The following is a 15,015-nucleotide window of genomic DNA, read 5'->3' as shown; positions in this document are numbered from 1 at the left end:
GGGCATGAGCCGCTGGGCGAAGCTCGGCTCGGCATTCGCGATGTTCCGCAATCCCAAGTCGCTCTCCGGGCTCGCGATCCTCGTGTTCTTCGTCCTGGTGGCCGTCTTCGCCGACTTCCTGGCGCCGTACTCCCCGACCGCGGTCGACCACACCGCGCGCTTCCAGCCACCCTCGGCCGCGCACTGGCTCGGGACCACGCACATCGGCGAGGACGTGCTCAGCCAGGTGATCCACGGCACCCGTGGCGTCATCGTCGTCGGCTTCCTCGCCGCGGTCATCGCAACGGCGATCGCGATCACCGTCGGGGTGGTGTCCGGTTACCTCAGCGGCTGGAAGAGCGAGTCTCTCTCGGCGCTCACCAACGTGTTCCTCGTGATCCCCAGCCTCCCCTGATCATCATCGTGGCCTCGATGTTCGAGGATCCACCGCTCTGGGTCGTTGCGGGCGTGCTAGGGCTGGTGGGCTGGGCGTGGGGGGCGCGCGTGCTGCGGGCCCAGACGATGTCGCTACGCAACCGCGACTTCGTGCTGGCGGCCCGCGCCAACGGTGAGCCCCTGCGCCGCATCATCACCATCGAGATGCTGCCGAACCTGATGGCCCTGATCGCCGCGAGCTTCGTCGGCACGGTCACCGCCGCCATCCTGAGCCTCACCACGTTGTCGTACATCGGCGTCATCCCGGTGACGACGTACAACTGGGGACGATCCTCAACTGGGCATCCGCGCAGGGCGCGTTCCAGCAGAACCAGTGGTGGTGGTACCTGCCCCCGGCCTCTGCATCGCCGCCATCGGCGTCGCCCTGTCCCTCATCAACTTCGGCATCGACGAGTACGTCAATCCGCGCCTGCGGTCCGCCGGTGAGCGAGCCCGCGCCCTACGCAAGCAGGGTCTCAATGCCAACTCCGCCGTCACCGCGGTGCGCCCCGTGACACACCTGAAGGAAGTACAAGCGTGACCACCGCCAACGCCGAGAGGCACCTCGATGCAAGCCTGCCCGTCGGAGAGCGGGTCGCCGACCTGCTTTCCCTGATGACAGTCGAGGAGAAGGTCGGGCAGATGATGCAGTTGGATGCCCGCGACGACCTCGACGATCAGGTGCTGAACAGGCACGTCGGCTCGATCCTGCACACCTCCCCGAGCGGGTGCTGAGGGCCCACGAGCTGACCGACCGTTCCAGGCTGCGGATCCCACTGCTCGTCGGCGAGGACTGCATTCACGGGCACTCCTTCTGGGAAGGTGCCACGATCTTCCCCACGCAGCTCGGCATGGCCGGCTCGTGGGACGCGGGCCTGATCGAGAGGGCCGCCCGGGTGACCGCCGTCGAGGTGGCTGCGACCGGCATCCACTGGACGTTCTCTCCTGTGCTGTGCATCACGCGCGACCTACGCTGGGCCGGGTCAACGAGACCTTCGGCGAGGACCCCTTCCTCATCGGCGAGTTCGCCTCGGCGATGGTGCGCGGATACCAGGCGAGGGGCTCCACGACGAGCGCGCCATCCTCGCCACCGCGAAACACTTCGCGGGCTACTCCGAGACGCAGGGCGGCAGAGATGCCTCCGAGGCCGACCTGTCGCGCCGCAAGCTGCGCTCCTGGTTCCTGCCCCGTTCGAGCGGGTCGCCCGCGAGGGCTGTGGCACCTTCATGCTCGGCTACCAGACCACCGACGGGGTCCCGATCACGCTGAACGAGTGGCTCCTGACCGACGTGCTCCGCGGTGACTGGGGCTACGGCGGGATGCTGATCACGGATTGGGACAACGTCGGACGGATGGTCTGGGAGCAACAGATCCAGCCCGACTACGCGCACGCCGCGGCCGCCGCCGTCAAGGCCGGCAACGACATGATCATGACGACCCCGCGGTTCTTCGAGGGCGCCCTGCAGGCGATCGCCGCCGGCATGCTCGACGAGGCCGACCTCGACGCGGCCGTCGCCCGGATCCTGACGGTGAAGTTCGAGCTCGGTCTGTTCGAGAACCCCCGCCGCCCTGACCCGCAGCGGATCGCCACCGAGATCGCCACCCCGAGCACGAGGCGGTGAACCTGGCACTGACGCGCCGCTCGATCGTGCTGCTCGAGAACGACGGCGTCCTCCCCTGCTGCACACCACAGATCGCGACGCCGCAGGGCGCGCCGTCTCCGACACCGCGCGGCGGATCGCGGTGGTCGGCCCGCTCGCCGACGATGCACAGACCCAGTTGGGTGACTGGGCCGGCAACTCCGGGCAGGCGGGCTGGTTCCCGGACGGCCACCCGCGCCACATGATCAGCACCGTGCTCGACGGCCTCCGCGACCATTCCCCGAAAGTTGGGAGATCGGTTACGCGCAGGGCGCACGCATCGTCGACCTGGTCGACGATCCGGCAGGCCGGTTCTTCCCCGACGGCCAGCCGCGGCCGCGGATCGCGAGCCCCGCGGCGCCCGACGAGGCGATGATCGCGGAGGCGGTCGCCCTCGCGGGGGCCTCCGACCACGTCGTGGCCGTCGTCGGCGACGTCATTCCGCTGGTCGGCGAGGGCCGCTCCACAGCGACCCTCGACCTGATCGGCGGCCAGATCGCCCTCCTCGACGCGCTCGCCGCGACCGGGAAGCCGATGACGGTGGTGCTCATTGCGTCGAAGCCGCTGGTGCTTCCCACCGCAGCCCGCACCGCGGCGTCTGTGATCTGGGCAGCGTCGCCGGGCATGCGCGGCGGGCAGGCCATCGCCGAGATCCTGCTCGGGCTCGTCGAGCCGAGCGGCCGCCTTCCCGTGTCGTTCGCGGTGCACGTCGGCCAGCAGCCGACCTACTACAACCAGGTGCGCGGTCAGCACGGCAACCGGTACGCCGACCTCACACAGGTGCCCGCGTGGCGCTTCGGCCACGGGCTGAGCTACACCACGATCACCTACTCCGACCTGGTGCTCGCCGCCGATCGGTTGACGAGGACCGACACCGTCCGGGCGCGCGTCACCCTCACCAACGAGGGGGATCGCCCGTCGCTGGAGACGGTGCAGGCATACATCAGCGACACCGTCACCTCGGTGAGCTGGGCCGACCAGGAGCTGAAGGCCTACCGGCAGGTCGAGGTCGCCTCCGGGGAGGCCGTCACCGTCGAGATCGAGGTGCCCGTCGCCGACTGCACCATCGTGGACGCGGCGGGCAACCGGATAGTCGAGGCCGGAGCCTTCGAGTTGCGGGTCGGCCCGTCCTCGGATCCCGACCGACTACTGACGGCGCCGTTCACCGTCGCCTGAGCTAGCGGCGGCCCCTCGGACCGAACGGGCCGACGAGGCGGGGCCGGCAAGCCTGGTCTCCAGCCGTCGCGCCTCCCGCTTCAGGGGCTGCGCGATCCACTCACCCAGGATGACGCCCGACGCCAGTGCCGTCGCGACGGCGGCCGCGGTCATGAGCGCGAGCAGGCCGTCAGCGGTGCTGGCCTGCGTCCCCTGCATGACAAGCGAGAGGCCACGGTAGATCGCGAGGCCCGGCAGCAGCGGCGTGATCGCGGGCACGATGATCACCAGCGGCGGCACCTTGACGCGCCCTGCGACGGAGTAGGCGACCAGCCCGATCAACAGCGCAGCCGCGGCGGCGCCCCAGGGCCTGGCGAGCGCGAGGTTCGAGATCACCCGGTCGAGGACGGCGGCGGCGAGCGCGATCACCGCGACCGGGATCACCACGCGCCACGGCGAGTAGACGCACACCGCGAACGCGGCGGCACAGAGCGCGGCGCCGAGGGCGAGCAGCGGGATGCCCTCCCAGCCCGCGCGGCCGGGCTCGACGTAGCCGACCTCGATGCCGAGCATCGCGGCGATTCCCAGCCCGCCGCTGACGCCCGCGATGATGCCCGCGGTGTAGAGGACGGCCTCGAGGATCCGGGCGGTCGCCGTCACGTAGAAACCGGTGAGCGCATCCTGAAGCGCCCCCATCAGGCCGATGCCGGCGAGCAGCATGATGATGTTGGAGGTGATCACGAGGCTCGGATCGACGCCGACACCCGTCGCCTTCACTGCCACGGCGAACGCGGAGGCGACGAACCCACCCGCCACCTGGACATAGAAGCCAGGCAGCCGGAGTCGTGAGAGCAGCAGTTGCACGCGGTGGATCGCGGCACCTGCCAGGAAGGCGATGAACACGACGATGGGGCCGCCGCCGAGGAAGATGGCGGCCGAACCGCACATGGCGCCGTTGGCGATGGTGACGGCCCAGCGCGGGAGCGCGTGCGGTGCGGAGACCACCTTTGCCATCCGGGCGCGGGCCCCGCGAGGTCGACCCGGTTGGAGACGATGTCGCGGACCAACTGATTGACCCGCGTGAGGTCGTCGTAGTCGAGGTCGCGGGCCTTCACCCGGCGCACGAGCGTCAGCGGGAGCTCCTCAGGGTCGTAGGCGTAGCTCATCGACAGCTGGGTGAACGTGACGTCGACCTCCGGCCGGTGCACGCCGAGCTTCTGCGCGACGGCCTGCATGGAGGCGGTGACATCGGCGGCACCGGCCCCGGAGGAGAGCAGGACCTCGCCGATCCGGAGGCTGAGATCGAGCGTGAGGTTGAGTTCCCGCACCCGTGAGGTGGCGTCGCCGACAGACATGGCACCCATGCTTCCATCATGTGGCCCGGTGCCCGAAAAGGTGCGCGCGTCGAGGCGCTGTTTCGCGCCGGCGTCGTCGGCGGTTAAGGTGCTGAGACGTGGCAGCCTCCCGATTCTCCGCAGTCCTGTTCGACTGCGACGGCATCCTCGTCGACTCCGAACCCATCACGCAGGCCGTGCTGCGCGAGATGCTCATCGAGCTCGGATGGGACATCTCGGAGGAGGAGACCATCCGCCGCTTCGTCGGGAAGGCGTTCCTCGACGAGTGGAGGGTCATCCACGAGCACACGGGGCACCGGATCGACCAGGAGTGGATCCTCGGCTTCCGGGTCCGCCGCGATGCCGCACTGCGGGAGCGACTCGCGCCCGTGCCCGGCGCCGTCGACGCCGTCCACGCCATCGCGGAGCGGCTGCCTGTCGCCTGCGTCTCGGGCGCCGACCGCGGCAAGATCGAGATGCAGCTCGAAATCGCGGGGCTCAGCGACGTGTTCGGCGACAGGGTGTTCAGCGGGATGGAGCTGCCGCGCAGCAAGCCCGCTCCCGACGTGTACCTCGCCGCCGCCGGTTCGCTGGGGATCGACTCGGCGACCGCCGCCGTCATCGAGGATTCCGGCTCCGGGATCGCCGCGGGCATCGCGGCGGGCGCGAGCGTCTTCGGGTTCGCCCCCGGCGGGCCGACGTACCTGTCGGCCGCGGCTCTGCTGAGGCTGGGCGTCCACGCGGTGTTCGACTCGATGGTCGAGCTGCCGTCTCTGGTGCTCGACGCCGCCGCCGTCGCCTGACCCCCCGCCGCGCGGCCTGACGATTTCGACTTCAAGCTCACCTTCCCGGCTGAGAGCTTCCTTGCGTCACCCGAATTGAACGGTTACGATGGAATACGAAAGCTTTTGACACTCGACGGAGAGTGAAGCATGTCCCTCGATCCGGATCTGAGCGGTGCCCTCACCGCTTACCTCGAACGCCGTGCCGCGGACCCGACCCCCGACGCAGCCTCCCTGCGACGATCATCCGCCGCACTGGCACCGGCGGCCGGGGCCGACCTGCTGAAGCGGATCCATCGCGATGAGCTTCCCCGGCACCGGCCCGCGACGGCCACCGGATCCCACTGACCCGATACCGGCCGGCCGAGGGCGGAACCGGAGGCACCCTCCTGTTCCTGCACGGCGGCGGGATGGTCGCCGGTTCACGGCTGACCGCAGAGCCGACCATCCTGCGCCTGGTCGCGGCGAGCGGGATCACCATCATCACACCCGAGTACCGACTCGCCCCGGAGCACCCGAACCCGACCCCCGTCCACGACTGCCACGCAGCACTGGCCCATCTCGGCCGCGAGGCCTCCGGCCTGGGGATCGACCCGCTCCGGCTGGCCATCGGAGGCGACTCGGCCGGAGGAGGCCTCGCAGCAGCGACCGCGATACTGGCCCGGGACACCGGCGGCCCACGCCTCACCGCCCAACTGCTCGGCTGCCCCATGCTGGACGACCGCACGACCGGCCCCCGCGAGAAGTGGCACACATGGACCCCGGCCGACAACGCGATCGGCTGGTCGGCCTACCTCGGCGGCGCACCGGCAGACCACCTGGCTGCACCTGCCCGCGCGGCCGACCTGGGCGGCCTACCACGCGCCTTCATCGACACCGGGACGCTCGACCTCTTCTGCGCCGAGGATGTCAGGTACGCCCTCCGCCTGCTGGAGGCGGGCGTTCCCTGCGACCTGCACGTATACGCAGGGGCACCACACGGGTTCGCCTCCCTCAATCCGCACGCAGGGGTGGCAAAACGGGCCCTCGCCCAGCGCGCAGCCTTCCTCCGCACCATCTGACCAAACGAAAGCGAGTTCCCATGCCCATCCTCGAACGCCTCCACGACGGCGGCGTCATTCCCCCATGATCACGCCCCTCCTGCCGGACCGATCCATCGACGTCGCATCGACGGCGAACCTCGCGTCGGCCCTCACCCGAACCGGCTGCGCTGGCGTCCTCGTCCTCGGATCAACCGGCGAGGGCCCATGCCTCTCCGCCGACGCCGCGGAACTGGTCGTGCGCACCGTCCGTGACGCGACCGATGGCATCGTGATGGCCAACGTCGCAGCCATGAGCACCGCCGCCGCGGCGGCCGCCGCCCGCAGATGGAGATCCGTCGGTGCCGACGTCATCCTGGCCCCACCGCCGAGCGGACTGCCGATCTCAGCGAGCGAGCTCACCGAGCACTACCGCACGGTCGCCGCTGCCGCCGGCGGACCCGTCATGGCCTACCACGTGCCCTCCCGGGTGCCTTCTGCACTCACCCCGCGCTCCTGGGCACGCTCGCGAGCGAGGGCATCCTGCTCGGAGTCAAGGACTCATCGGGCGATCTCGACAACCACCGCCGCGAGGCGATGGCCCTCGCCGAGGTCGGAGGGGTCGGCTACAGCGGCTCCGAAACCTGCATCGACATGGCCGTGCTGGCAGGGTTCACGGGCTCGATCCCGGGGCTGGCGAACGTATACCCGCGCACCGAGCTCGCGGTCATCGAGGCCGCCCGTGAGGGCCGCTGGCCCGAGGCGAGGCGACTCCAGGAGGGCTGACCCGACGGATGGACCTCTACTTCGGGCCCACCGGCGAGGGGAGCTTCTCCGCGACGGTCATGGGCACAATCAAGACGGCACTGCGACTCGCGGGCGTCATCGAACACTCAACCCTCAGCGCCCCTCTGACGCAGCCGTCGGCGGCCCTGCTGGCCCACGTCGAGGCGCACCTGGCCGCATACCCGCCCGAGTTCAACTGACCGAGCTGACGTTTACAGAGAGATTTTGTGAAAGGTATTGACGATTTGTCAGCGAACGTGACATCATCGAGTAACTCGACCACAAAGGAGTGATCATGGGTAATCCCAAAAAACGTCTAGGGTTCGCCGCAGCCCTCATCTCCTCGGCCCTCCTGTTTGCAGCCTGCACCCCTGCCGGGACAGGACCGCAGAGCCCCCAGCCCCAGGGCAGCAGCGGGCCACGGCGGGAGGCGCACGGAGCACCATCGCCTTCCAGCTCTACCAGAAGCCGAACAACTTCGACCCGGTCCACGCCCTGCACGCGGCGGATCAGGCCGCCGCCGTCGCGCAGTTCATGCCGATGCTCACCTATGTGCAGGGCGAGTTCGTCGGCCGTGTCGCCAAGTCCTGGGAGTCGCCCGACAACCAGCACTTCACCTTCGTCCTCAACGACGCAAAGTGGAGCGACGGCTCGGATCTGACCGCCGATGACGTCGCGTTCAGCTTCAACACCTACCTGAACGCCGAGGTGGCCTCCAACTGGGGCTCCTACCTCAGCTCGATCGCGGGATCCGAGGAGGTCCAGGCGGGCACGGCCGACTCGCTGAGTGGCGTCAAGGTCGTCGATCCCAAGACGGTCGAGGTCACCCTGAGCGCACCGAACCCGAACTTCCTACCGTTCCTCACCGAGCTCGGCATCATTCCGAAGTCGGTCTACGGCGAGATCGAGCCGGGCAGCCTGAAGGGGCCCCGGAGTTCCGGGAGCCAACCGTCGGATCCGGTTCCTACATCTTCTCGAAGTGGATCAACGATGACACCATCGAGATGAAGGCCAACCCCGAGGCGTTCTTCCCGGCACAGGCGGACACGCTGATCCTCAAGTTCCTCACAGGCGACGTCGCCACCGCTCAGCTGCAGACCGGCGAGCTCGACATCGCAGAGGTCGCAGCCACCGACGTTGCGGCGCTGGAGGCCGAGGGCGTCAAGATCATCTCCGTGCCGGGCAACAAGGTCATGGCGCTGCACAACTCGATCCCGAGCGGCAAGCTCGACGATGTCCGCGTCCGTCAGGCGATCATGTACGCCATTGACCGCGAGGCCATCATCGACAGCATCCTCGCGGGCAAGGGCCGCCTCGCCGACTCGATGATGTTCCAGCCCGACTGGGCGCAGTCGCCAGACATGAACCCATACGAGTACGACCCGGAGAAGGCAAGGCAACTGCTCAAGGAAGCCAACTGGGACGCGAAGACCGAACTGAACCTCGACATCGTGCCCGGCCAGGCGGACCGCGACGCGGTGTTCCGGATCATCGTCGGCCAGTTGCAGGAGGTCGGTATCAATGCCGTCATCCGCAACCACCAGTCGGCAGATCTGACCACCTTCGTGAACAACTTCGAGCTCGACCTGCTGATCAGCCCCTACACGCAGACGGTGCCCGAGCCAGCGGCGCTGGCGGCCCGCCTGACCTGTGATTCAAAGATCCCCAACGGCTCCAACATCACCGGTTACTGCAACGAGAAGGTCGACAAGCTCTTCGCGGAGGCCGTCACCAAGGTCGATGACGCGGATCGTGCCCCGATCTACCAGGAGATCAACAAGATCCTCAACGAGGAGCTTCCGAACTTCCCCTCTACATCGCCGATCTCAATGCGGGTACCGGGCCGACCATCTCCGGCTACGACCCGGCGGTATTCCCCGTCACCGCCATCGCCGATCAGTGGGCGAAGTAGCGTCCAAAGCAGGCGTGGGGGTGGTTGGAGTGAATCCGACCACCCCCTGCGCGCGGAAAGGTAGAGATGCTGCGGTTCATCCTCAAACGATCGCTCGTGAGCGTCGCGGTGCTGCTGGTGATCAGCGTGCTGCTGTTCATCCTCGTGCGACAGGCGCCCGGCGACCCGGTCGACATGTACGTCAATCCCCTGACATTCTCAGGTGACCTCGAGGCTGCGCGGGCAGCGGTCACGGCCCAGCTCGGTCTGGACCAGCCCCTGGTCGTCCAGTACTTCAGGTGGCTTGGGGAGGCGCTGACGGGCAACCTCGGGTACTCCTACCTCGACGGCCGCGCGGTGACTGCGCTCATGATGGACCGCCTCTACAACACGATGGCGTTGGTTGTGCCCTCCCTGATCGTCTCCCTCCTGATCGGCATCGTCGGAGGCGTCTGGGCAGCCCTTCGCCACAACCGCGCAGGTGACTACATCCTCTCGGCCGGATCGGTCATCGCCCTCTCCGTCCCGCCATTCTTCCTGGCGCTGGCAGGCATCTACGTCTTCGGTCTCCAGCTGAGGTGGCTGCCCACGGCCGGCATGAACGCGACGATCCCCTCCGCCTGGGAGGGCTTCAGGCACATGATCATGCCCGCGCTCATCCTCGGAACAGCCGGGGCAGCCGCCTACCAGCGCTGGACCCGCTCCTCGATGCTCGACGTGCTCGGGCAGGACTTCATGATGACGGCCCGTTCCAAGGGTCTCTCAGGCGGCAGGATCACCTGGCGGCACGGCGTCTACAACGCGCTGATCCCCATCATCACGGTCATCGCAATGAACATCCCGCAACTCCTGGGAGGAGCGGTGATCGTCGAGCAGGTGTTTGCCTGGCCGGGGATGGGCCGACTCGCCGTCGATTCCATCACCAGCCGCGACTATCCCGTCCTGATGGGTTTCGTGATGTTCATCGCCATCATCGTGGTGATCGCCAACCTCGTCGCCGACATTGCCTACTCCGTGGTCGACCCACGGATCCGACTGTGAGGTGGAAATCATGACCATCGACACCCAGGACCGCCCCGACATCGCAGTCGAGGAGCCCGAGACGATCTACTCCCCATGGGGCTGGCCTGGCGGCGGCTACGTCGCAACAAGCTCGCAATGATCTCGCTGACGGTGCTCATCCTGCTCGTGCTGATGTCATTCGTCGGCCCGTTCCTCTACACGATCGACCCAGGCGCCGTTGACCCCCGCAACTTCCGTCAGCCGCCCAGCTCCGCTCATTGGCTGGGCACCGACTCGGCAGGGCGCGACGTCTTCGCCCGCCTGATGGCAGGCGGACGGGTCTCGCTGACCATCGGCCTCGCGGCCTCAGTGATCGCGACCACCATCGGCCTCGTCCTCGGCATCGTCGCCGGCTACTTCCGTGGCCTGATGGACGCCTTCCTCACGCGCATCGCTGAGGTGATCCAGTCGTTCCCGATCCTCATCGTGATCATCGTGGTGGTGGCCTTTCTCGGGGCGTCCCTCCCTCTGCTGATCATCTCCCTCGGCCTGCTCCAGTGGACTGCGGCCTTCCGTGTCACCAGAAGTGTCGCGCTGTCGCTGCGTGAGCAGGACTCGATCCAGGCGGTCCAGGGGCTGGGCGGGTCGGTGCCACACATCCTGCTCAGGCACATGCTCCCGCGGTGCTCCCGCACGCGGCGGTCGCGTTCACGATCCTGACCGCCGGCGTGATCATGACCGAGACCGGCTTGTCGTTCCTGGGCCTCGGGGTGCCGCCCCAGCGCCGACGTGGGGCTCCATGATGTCGGAGGCCCAGAGCCTTCGGATCCTGCAGCAGATGCCATGGATGTGGCTGCCCCGGGCCTCGCCATCGCCGTGACCGTCATGGCGGTCAACTTCCTCGGTGACGGTCTCCGTGACAGCGTCGATCCTCGACAGAGCAGGTGAGCAGCACATGACAACCACCATCACCAAGCACGTTCCCGCTGGTGAGCCGATTCTCTCGCTCGAGAACCTGACCACGGAGTTCACGACCCTCACAGGCGTGGTCCGGGCGGTCAACGGGGCAACGTACTCACTCAACGCCGGCGAGACCCTCGGGTTGGTCGGCGAATCGGGCTCCGGAAAGTCCGTGTCGATCCTGAGCGCGCTGGGCCTCGTGCCGCCGAGCGCGAAGGTGGTCGACGGGCACGCCTGGTTCTGCGGGGAGGACCTCGTCTCGATCAGCCCCGAAGACGCTCTGCGCTGTTGGGTGGCGAGATCGGTTTCATCTTCCAGGACCCGATGACCGCGCTGAACCCCTGATGACCATCGGCGCCCAGATTGATGAGTCTCTGCGAAGACACTCGCCCGACTTCCGGACGAAGGCACAGCGCGCGGCGAGGATCGAGGAACTCCTCGCCGATGTGGGGATCCCTGCCCGAAGACCCGCATGGCCCAGTATCCGCATCAGTTCTCCGGAGGCATGCGCCAGCGCGCGATGATCGCCATGGCGATTGCCAACAATCCGAAACTGATCGTGGCGGACGAGCCCACCACCGCGTTGGACGTCACCGTCCAGGCCCAGATCCTGGAACTCCTACTCCGGTTGCAGCAGGACCACGGTTCGGCCCTCCTGATGATCACCCACGACCTCGGGGTCATCGCGGAGATGGCGAAGGACGTGGTGGTCATGTACGGCGGGAGGATCGCGGAGTCCGGCCCGGTCGACGAGATCTTCCACAACACGCGCCACCCTACACCCAGGGCCTCCTGAACTCGCTGCCGCGCGTCAACGAGGTGCGTGAGGAACTGCACGCCATTCCGGGGCAGCCCCGGATCCACGGAGGCTGCCCGCCGGCTGCGCCTTCCAACCTCGCTGCGAGTTGTCGAAGGACCGCCCGCACTGCTTCACGAGGCCTGAGCTCATCGAGATCGGGACCGACCACCGTTCAGCGTGTCACTTCAGCCGCGAACTCGGCCCGACTACCCACTGGGAGGCATCGTGACAACCGACACTGTGACAACGGACACCCGGATCGCGGTACCCACGTCACCAGCGGGTGCGGACTCGATCCTGCGGGTGACCGACGTCGTCAAGGAGTTCGAGGTCGGCGGTGGCTTCCTCAAGCGTTCGACGAAGCTGCATGCCGTCAACGGGATCAGTTTCGACGTCAAGCACGGCGAAACGCTCGCGCTCGTCGGGGAGTCAGGGTGTGGGAAGACCACCGTCGGCAAGACGGTGATGGGCTTCTACCGACCGACCTCGGGCGGGATCTGGTTCGACGGGAGGGAGATCTCCACGGCCACGGGGGCCGAGTTGAGGGCATCCGTCGCGACCTCCAGTACGTGTTCCAGGACCCGTATGCGTCGCTCCCTCCCGGTCAACGGTCGAGTCGATCCTCACGGAGCCTCTCGAGATCCACGGGATCGGGACCAGGCAATCACGCAAGCAGAGGGCCCACGAACTCCTCAACCTCGTCGGCATGCGACCAGCGCTCGCCGCCCGCTACCCGCACGAGTTCTCAGGTGGGCAGCGTCAGCGCATCGGGATCGCCCGCGCGCTCGCGCTCGAGCCGAAGATGCTGATCCTCGACGAACCCGTCTCGGCCCTCGACGTGTCGGTTCAGGCGCAGGTGGTGAACCTGCTCGACCGGCTTCAGGGTGAGCTCGGGCTGTCCTACCTGTTCATCGCACACGACCTGGGCGTCGTGCGCCACATCGCCCAACGGGTGATCGTCATGTATCTCGGGTCGATCGTCGAAGAAGGGCCGACCGACCAGGTGTTCACCAACCCGCAGCACCCGTACACGCAGGCCCTGCTCTCCGCCGTCCCGGTGCCCGATCCGAGAACGAGGGGATGTCGAACCGCCGGCTGTTGCACGGCGACCTGCCCTCCCCACCGACATTCCATCGGGGTGCCCTTCCGGACCCGCTGTTGGAGGGCCACCGAGGTCTGCGCCACGGACAAGCCCTGCTTCGCACGGACGGTGGGGCACAGCGTTCGCCTGCCATCATCCCGGCCCTGAGGAGGCGTGATGACCGATCTGTCCCTGCCCTATCGCGACGTGAAGCCGCAGGGGGCCGCCGACTTCTACTTCGCCATCAACGCGACGTTTGCCCACATCAGGGACACGTACGGCCACGACGCCCTGCACGACTACTGGACGGAGTTGGGGAACGACTACCAGCGTCCCGTCTGGCAACTGTGGTCAGAAGGCGGGCTACCCGCGGTCGAGACCTACTGGCGCGACTTCTTCAGCGTCGAGCCGGGCGGAGAGGTGGTGGTGAGCCGGGGCGAGGACCGGGTCACCGTCGACGTGCGGTCCTGCCCCGCCATCGCGCACCTGCGTGCCAACGGAAGAGACATCGTTGATGAGTTCTGCCAGCAATGCGTCGTGATGGGCAACGCCTGCGCCACAGGCGCCGGGCTCAGGATCGATGTCGCGGGCGGAAACGGCCGTTGCGTGCAGACGATCACCCACGCTGACGACCGCCCGGCCCAGGATCCGACAACGGTCGACGGCTGCGCCACCCCTCGGGAAGGTTGAGAAGAGATGCTCGGGGTCTATGACTTCAACGCCCACTACGACTGGACGTTTCGCTGGTTGCAGGACCACCACGGCATGGAAGGGCTGAAGCGGTACTGGGAGGAGGCGATCTCGATCGACTCCCAGTCGCATGCCCGGTCCGAGTTCCTGCGCGGCTTCGACGGGATGCTCGACTACTGGGGCCACACCCTGGCCGAGGAGGGCGCCGGTTACACCTCCGACGTCCATGAGAATCCCGATACCGGCCGCCGGTTCATGCGCATCGACATGGTCGACTGCCCGAGCCTCGGGTTCCTGCTCCGCAACGACATCGGCGTGGCCGAGGACTACTGCAACCACTGCGTCGGATGGATCGGACCTGCCCTCCGCGATGCGGGCTTCGAGGCCGACCACGAGCACGACCACGCCGGCCACTGCTGGTGGGAGATCCGCGAGACCGGCGACGAGACGCCACCGTCCACGCCGGGGCAGGTCGTGCCTGGCGACGTCCGCCTTCTTCCTCTGTGGGTTGCCGGGAACCGCGACGTCTCGCACCGGTCATCCGACCCGGTTCCGGCACCTCCCGAGGCGAATCGGCCAATGTCAGCAGGCTGATTGACGGCAAGGTGACGGTCCAAGCCTTGACGTGATGCAATATGAAAGCAACTGATCGAGTGAAGTTCGATGGCTGAGGAGAGTGGGCGTCATGACACTGAAGAAGCGCGGCCAGACGCTGGGATGGGAGCGCCGCCAGGAGATCCTGAAGTTCCTGCGGGCAAACGGAAGCGCATCGGTGTCAGTCATCGGAGATCACGTCTCCGCTTCACCGGCCACGATCCATCGCGATCTCGAACTGCTCGCGGAGCAGAAGGTGATCGAACGGGTGCATGGTGGGGCCCTCGCGGTCGAATCGCTGGACGACCCGCCGGTTGCGACCGAGCGCCTCAAGCGGGTCGCCGAGAAGGAGATGATCGCGCAGGAGGCGCTCACCCGGATCACACCCCGGGTGAGCAGCATCTTCCTGGAGGCGAGCACCACCGTGTCGCATCTCGTGCCGAAGCTCCGCACGATGTCGGACAAGGTCTTCGTGACCAACTCCCGGAGATCGCCCTGGAGATGGCGGTCGGCGATGCCGAGATCATGCTCATCGGGGCAGTCTGCGATCGAGCACCCTCGCCGCGGTCGGGCCGCTCGCCGTCCAGGCCCTACAGTCGGTGAACATCAACCTCGCATTCATCGGGTTGAGCGCCCTGGATGTGCAGGGGTCACCACCATGAACTCGGTCGAGGCGGAGACGAAGGCCGCCGTGATCAACGCGACGGCAACGGTGATCGCGCTCGGCGACGGCGGCAAGCTCGGAAGGCGCGCCCTCGTGCCGGTTGCCCCGCTGAGCGCCCTCACGGAGTTGATCACCGATGCGGACGCGCCTCAGGAGGAGGTCGATGCACTCCGCGCCGCGGGCTGAAGGTCACCGTTGCGGATC

Annotated in this window: 21 protein-coding genes and 3 pseudogenes; 22 read left to right on the top strand and 2 right to left on the bottom strand. The window is 67.6% G+C overall.

What is annotated here, in order from left to right; translation table 11 throughout:
* Positions 1-4: 4 nt before the first annotated feature.
* The 6 genes from G7085_RS13290 (at position 5) to G7085_RS13265 (ending at position 3,230) form a co-directional block, all read left to right on the top strand.
* Positions 5-394 carry an ABC transporter permease gene (locus tag G7085_RS13290; RefSeq protein WP_197511357.1) on the top strand — a complete coding sequence of 130 codons (390 nt, stop codon included), beginning with the start codon at positions 5-7 and terminating at the stop codon, positions 392-394.
* A gap of 17 nt (positions 395-411) precedes the next feature.
* The gene (locus G7085_RS13285; protein WP_197511356.1) at positions 412-861 is read left to right on the top strand and encodes an ABC transporter permease subunit; all 450 of its coding nucleotides are present in this window, start codon (positions 412-414) and stop codon (positions 859-861) included.
* 90 nt (positions 862-951) lie between these two features.
* On the top strand, positions 952-1,149 hold the full coding sequence (locus G7085_RS13280; protein ID WP_197511355.1) for a hypothetical protein: 198 nt from the start codon (positions 952-954) through the stop codon (positions 1,147-1,149).
* Positions 1,143-2,036 carry a glycoside hydrolase family 3 protein gene (locus tag G7085_RS13275; RefSeq protein ID WP_197511354.1) on the top strand — a complete coding sequence of 298 codons (894 nt, stop codon included), beginning with the start codon at positions 1,143-1,145 and terminating at the stop codon, positions 2,034-2,036. The genes G7085_RS13280 and G7085_RS13275 overlap by 7 nt, the downstream gene beginning before the upstream one ends.
* 121 nt (positions 2,037-2,157) lie before the next feature.
* A complete protein-coding gene (locus G7085_RS13270) occupies positions 2,158-2,430 on the top strand; it encodes a hypothetical protein (protein ID WP_197511353.1) in 273 nt (90 codons plus the stop codon).
* A complete protein-coding gene (locus G7085_RS13265) occupies positions 2,427-3,230 on the top strand; it encodes a glycoside hydrolase family 3 C-terminal domain-containing protein (protein WP_197511352.1) in 804 nt (267 codons plus the stop codon). The genes G7085_RS13270 and G7085_RS13265 overlap by 4 nt, the downstream gene beginning before the upstream one ends.
* On the opposite strand, the gene G7085_RS30445 is transcribed toward G7085_RS13265, so the two are convergent.
* Positions 3,201-4,223, bottom strand: coding sequence for a threonine/serine exporter family protein (locus G7085_RS30445; RefSeq protein ID WP_269451859.1), 1,023 nt, complete (start codon positions 4,221-4,223; stop codon positions 3,201-3,203). The genes G7085_RS13265 and G7085_RS30445 overlap by 30 nt on opposite strands.
* A gap of 77 nt (positions 4,224-4,300) precedes the next feature.
* Positions 4,301-4,564: pseudogene (locus G7085_RS30440) on the bottom strand (threonine/serine exporter family protein); the annotation flags it as partial.
* Positions 4,565-4,662: 98 nt separating this feature from the next.
* Here G7085_RS30440 and G7085_RS13255 point away from each other — a divergent pair.
* The 16 genes and pseudogenes from G7085_RS13255 (at position 4,663) to G7085_RS13185 (ending at position 14,997) form a co-directional block, all read left to right on the top strand.
* Positions 4,663-5,346, top strand: a complete 684-nt coding sequence (locus G7085_RS13255) for an HAD family hydrolase (RefSeq protein ID WP_197511351.1) — start codon at positions 4,663-4,665, stop codon at positions 5,344-5,346.
* Between the two features lie 129 nt (positions 5,347-5,475).
* A complete protein-coding gene (locus G7085_RS13250) occupies positions 5,476-5,673 on the top strand; it encodes a hypothetical protein (RefSeq protein WP_197511350.1) in 198 nt (65 codons plus the stop codon).
* A complete protein-coding gene (locus G7085_RS13245; protein WP_331715992.1) occupies positions 5,664-6,386 on the top strand; it encodes an alpha/beta hydrolase in 723 nt (240 codons plus the stop codon). The genes G7085_RS13250 and G7085_RS13245 overlap by 10 nt, the downstream gene beginning before the upstream one ends.
* A 64-nt stretch (positions 6,387-6,450) precedes the next feature.
* A pseudogene (locus G7085_RS26140) lies at positions 6,451-7,130 on the top strand (dihydrodipicolinate synthase family protein).
* 8 nt (positions 7,131-7,138) lie between these two features.
* Positions 7,139-7,330 carry a hypothetical protein gene (locus tag G7085_RS13235; protein ID WP_197511347.1) on the top strand — a complete coding sequence of 64 codons (192 nt, stop codon included), beginning with the start codon at positions 7,139-7,141 and terminating at the stop codon, positions 7,328-7,330.
* A 340-nt stretch (positions 7,331-7,670) separates the two neighbouring features.
* Entirely contained in the window at positions 7,671-8,138 is a 468-nt protein-coding gene (locus G7085_RS13230; protein ID WP_197511346.1) for an ABC transporter substrate-binding protein, read from the top strand.
* The gene (locus G7085_RS13225; protein WP_408647107.1) at positions 8,135-9,106 is read left to right on the top strand and encodes an ABC transporter substrate-binding protein; all 972 of its coding nucleotides are present in this window, start codon (positions 8,135-8,137) and stop codon (positions 9,104-9,106) included. The genes G7085_RS13230 and G7085_RS13225 overlap by 4 nt, the downstream gene beginning before the upstream one ends.
* Positions 9,107-9,108: 2 nt before the next feature.
* The gene (locus tag G7085_RS13220) at positions 9,109-10,062 is read left to right on the top strand and encodes an ABC transporter permease (protein ID WP_197511345.1); all 954 of its coding nucleotides are present in this window, start codon (positions 9,109-9,111) and stop codon (positions 10,060-10,062) included.
* A gap of 117 nt (positions 10,063-10,179) precedes the next feature.
* Complete coding sequence (locus G7085_RS13215; RefSeq protein ID WP_197512873.1) at positions 10,180-10,743, top strand: ABC transporter permease; 564 nt, start codon at positions 10,180-10,182, stop codon at positions 10,741-10,743.
* A gap of 235 nt (positions 10,744-10,978) precedes the next feature.
* Positions 10,979-11,311: an ATP-binding cassette domain-containing protein gene (locus G7085_RS13210; RefSeq protein WP_231979493.1), complete on the top strand. Its 333-nt coding sequence runs from the start codon at positions 10,979-10,981 to the stop codon at positions 11,309-11,311.
* A 144-nt stretch (positions 11,312-11,455) separates the two neighbouring features.
* Positions 11,456-11,779: an ATP-binding cassette domain-containing protein gene (locus G7085_RS13205; protein ID WP_269451858.1), complete on the top strand. Its 324-nt coding sequence runs from the start codon at positions 11,456-11,458 to the stop codon at positions 11,777-11,779.
* A gap of 180 nt (positions 11,780-11,959) precedes the next feature.
* Positions 11,960-12,295 (top strand): annotated as a pseudogene (locus G7085_RS32685) (ATP-binding cassette domain-containing protein); the annotation flags it as partial.
* 106 nt (positions 12,296-12,401) lie between these two features.
* On the top strand, positions 12,402-13,031 hold the full coding sequence (locus G7085_RS32680; protein WP_331715991.1) for an ABC transporter ATP-binding protein: 630 nt from the start codon (positions 12,402-12,404) through the stop codon (positions 13,029-13,031).
* Positions 13,032-13,040: 9 nt separating this feature from the next.
* Positions 13,041-13,553: a hypothetical protein gene (locus G7085_RS13195; protein WP_197511343.1), complete on the top strand. Its 513-nt coding sequence runs from the start codon at positions 13,041-13,043 to the stop codon at positions 13,551-13,553.
* Positions 13,554-13,559: 6 nt separating this feature from the next.
* Positions 13,560-14,147 (top strand): hypothetical protein, encoded by a 588-nt coding sequence (locus G7085_RS13190; RefSeq protein ID WP_197511342.1) that lies wholly within the window; start codon positions 13,560-13,562, stop codon positions 14,145-14,147.
* A 91-nt stretch (positions 14,148-14,238) separates the two neighbouring features.
* On the top strand, positions 14,239-14,997 hold the full coding sequence (locus G7085_RS13185) for a DeoR/GlpR family DNA-binding transcription regulator (RefSeq protein ID WP_197511341.1): 759 nt from the start codon (positions 14,239-14,241) through the stop codon (positions 14,995-14,997).
* Positions 14,998-15,015 lie beyond the last annotated feature (18 nt).

This window comes from Tessaracoccus coleopterorum, assembly GCF_011174705.1.
In the GTDB taxonomy this organism is placed as follows: Bacteria; Actinomycetota; Actinomycetes; order Propionibacteriales; family Propionibacteriaceae; genus Arachnia; species Arachnia coleopterorum.
The sequence above is the reverse complement of the archived record's forward strand: the minus strand, read 5'-3'. Positions and strand labels throughout refer to the sequence as shown.

Excerpts from the sequence above, each read along its gene's own strand:
- G7085_RS13205 (WP_269451858.1), top strand. The coding sequence starts at position 11,456 with ATGGCCCAGTATCCGCATCAGTTCTCCGGAGGCATGCGCCAGCGCGCG.
- G7085_RS13195 (WP_197511343.1), top strand. The coding sequence starts at position 13,041 with ATGACCGATCTGTCCCTGCCCTATCGCGACGTGAAGCCGCAGGGGGCC.
- G7085_RS13210 (WP_231979493.1), top strand. The coding sequence starts at position 10,979 with ATGACAACCACCATCACCAAGCACGTTCCCGCTGGTGAGCCGATTCTC.
- G7085_RS13250 (WP_197511350.1), top strand. The coding sequence starts at position 5,476 with ATGTCCCTCGATCCGGATCTGAGCGGTGCCCTCACCGCTTACCTCGAA.
- G7085_RS13265 (WP_197511352.1), top strand. The coding sequence starts at position 2,427 with ATGATCGCGGAGGCGGTCGCCCTCGCGGGGGCCTCCGACCACGTCGTG.
- G7085_RS13285 (WP_197511356.1), top strand. The coding sequence starts at position 412 with ATGTTCGAGGATCCACCGCTCTGGGTCGTTGCGGGCGTGCTAGGGCTG.
- G7085_RS13230 (WP_197511346.1), top strand. The coding sequence starts at position 7,671 with ATGCTCACCTATGTGCAGGGCGAGTTCGTCGGCCGTGTCGCCAAGTCC.
- G7085_RS13190 (WP_197511342.1), top strand. The coding sequence starts at position 13,560 with ATGCTCGGGGTCTATGACTTCAACGCCCACTACGACTGGACGTTTCGC.
- G7085_RS13290 (WP_197511357.1), top strand. The coding sequence starts at position 5 with ATGAGCCGCTGGGCGAAGCTCGGCTCGGCATTCGCGATGTTCCGCAAT.
- G7085_RS30445 (WP_269451859.1), bottom strand. The coding sequence starts at position 4,223 with ATGGCAAAGGTGGTCTCCGCACCGCACGCGCTCCCGCGCTGGGCCGTC.
- G7085_RS13235 (WP_197511347.1), top strand. The coding sequence starts at position 7,139 with ATGGACCTCTACTTCGGGCCCACCGGCGAGGGGAGCTTCTCCGCGACG.
- G7085_RS13215 (WP_197512873.1), top strand. The coding sequence starts at position 10,180 with ATGATCTCGCTGACGGTGCTCATCCTGCTCGTGCTGATGTCATTCGTC.
- G7085_RS13185 (WP_197511341.1), top strand. The coding sequence starts at position 14,239 with ATGACACTGAAGAAGCGCGGCCAGACGCTGGGATGGGAGCGCCGCCAG.
- G7085_RS13225 (WP_408647107.1), top strand. The coding sequence starts at position 8,135 with ATGAAGGCCAACCCCGAGGCGTTCTTCCCGGCACAGGCGGACACGCTG.
- G7085_RS13220 (WP_197511345.1), top strand. The coding sequence starts at position 9,109 with ATGCTGCGGTTCATCCTCAAACGATCGCTCGTGAGCGTCGCGGTGCTG.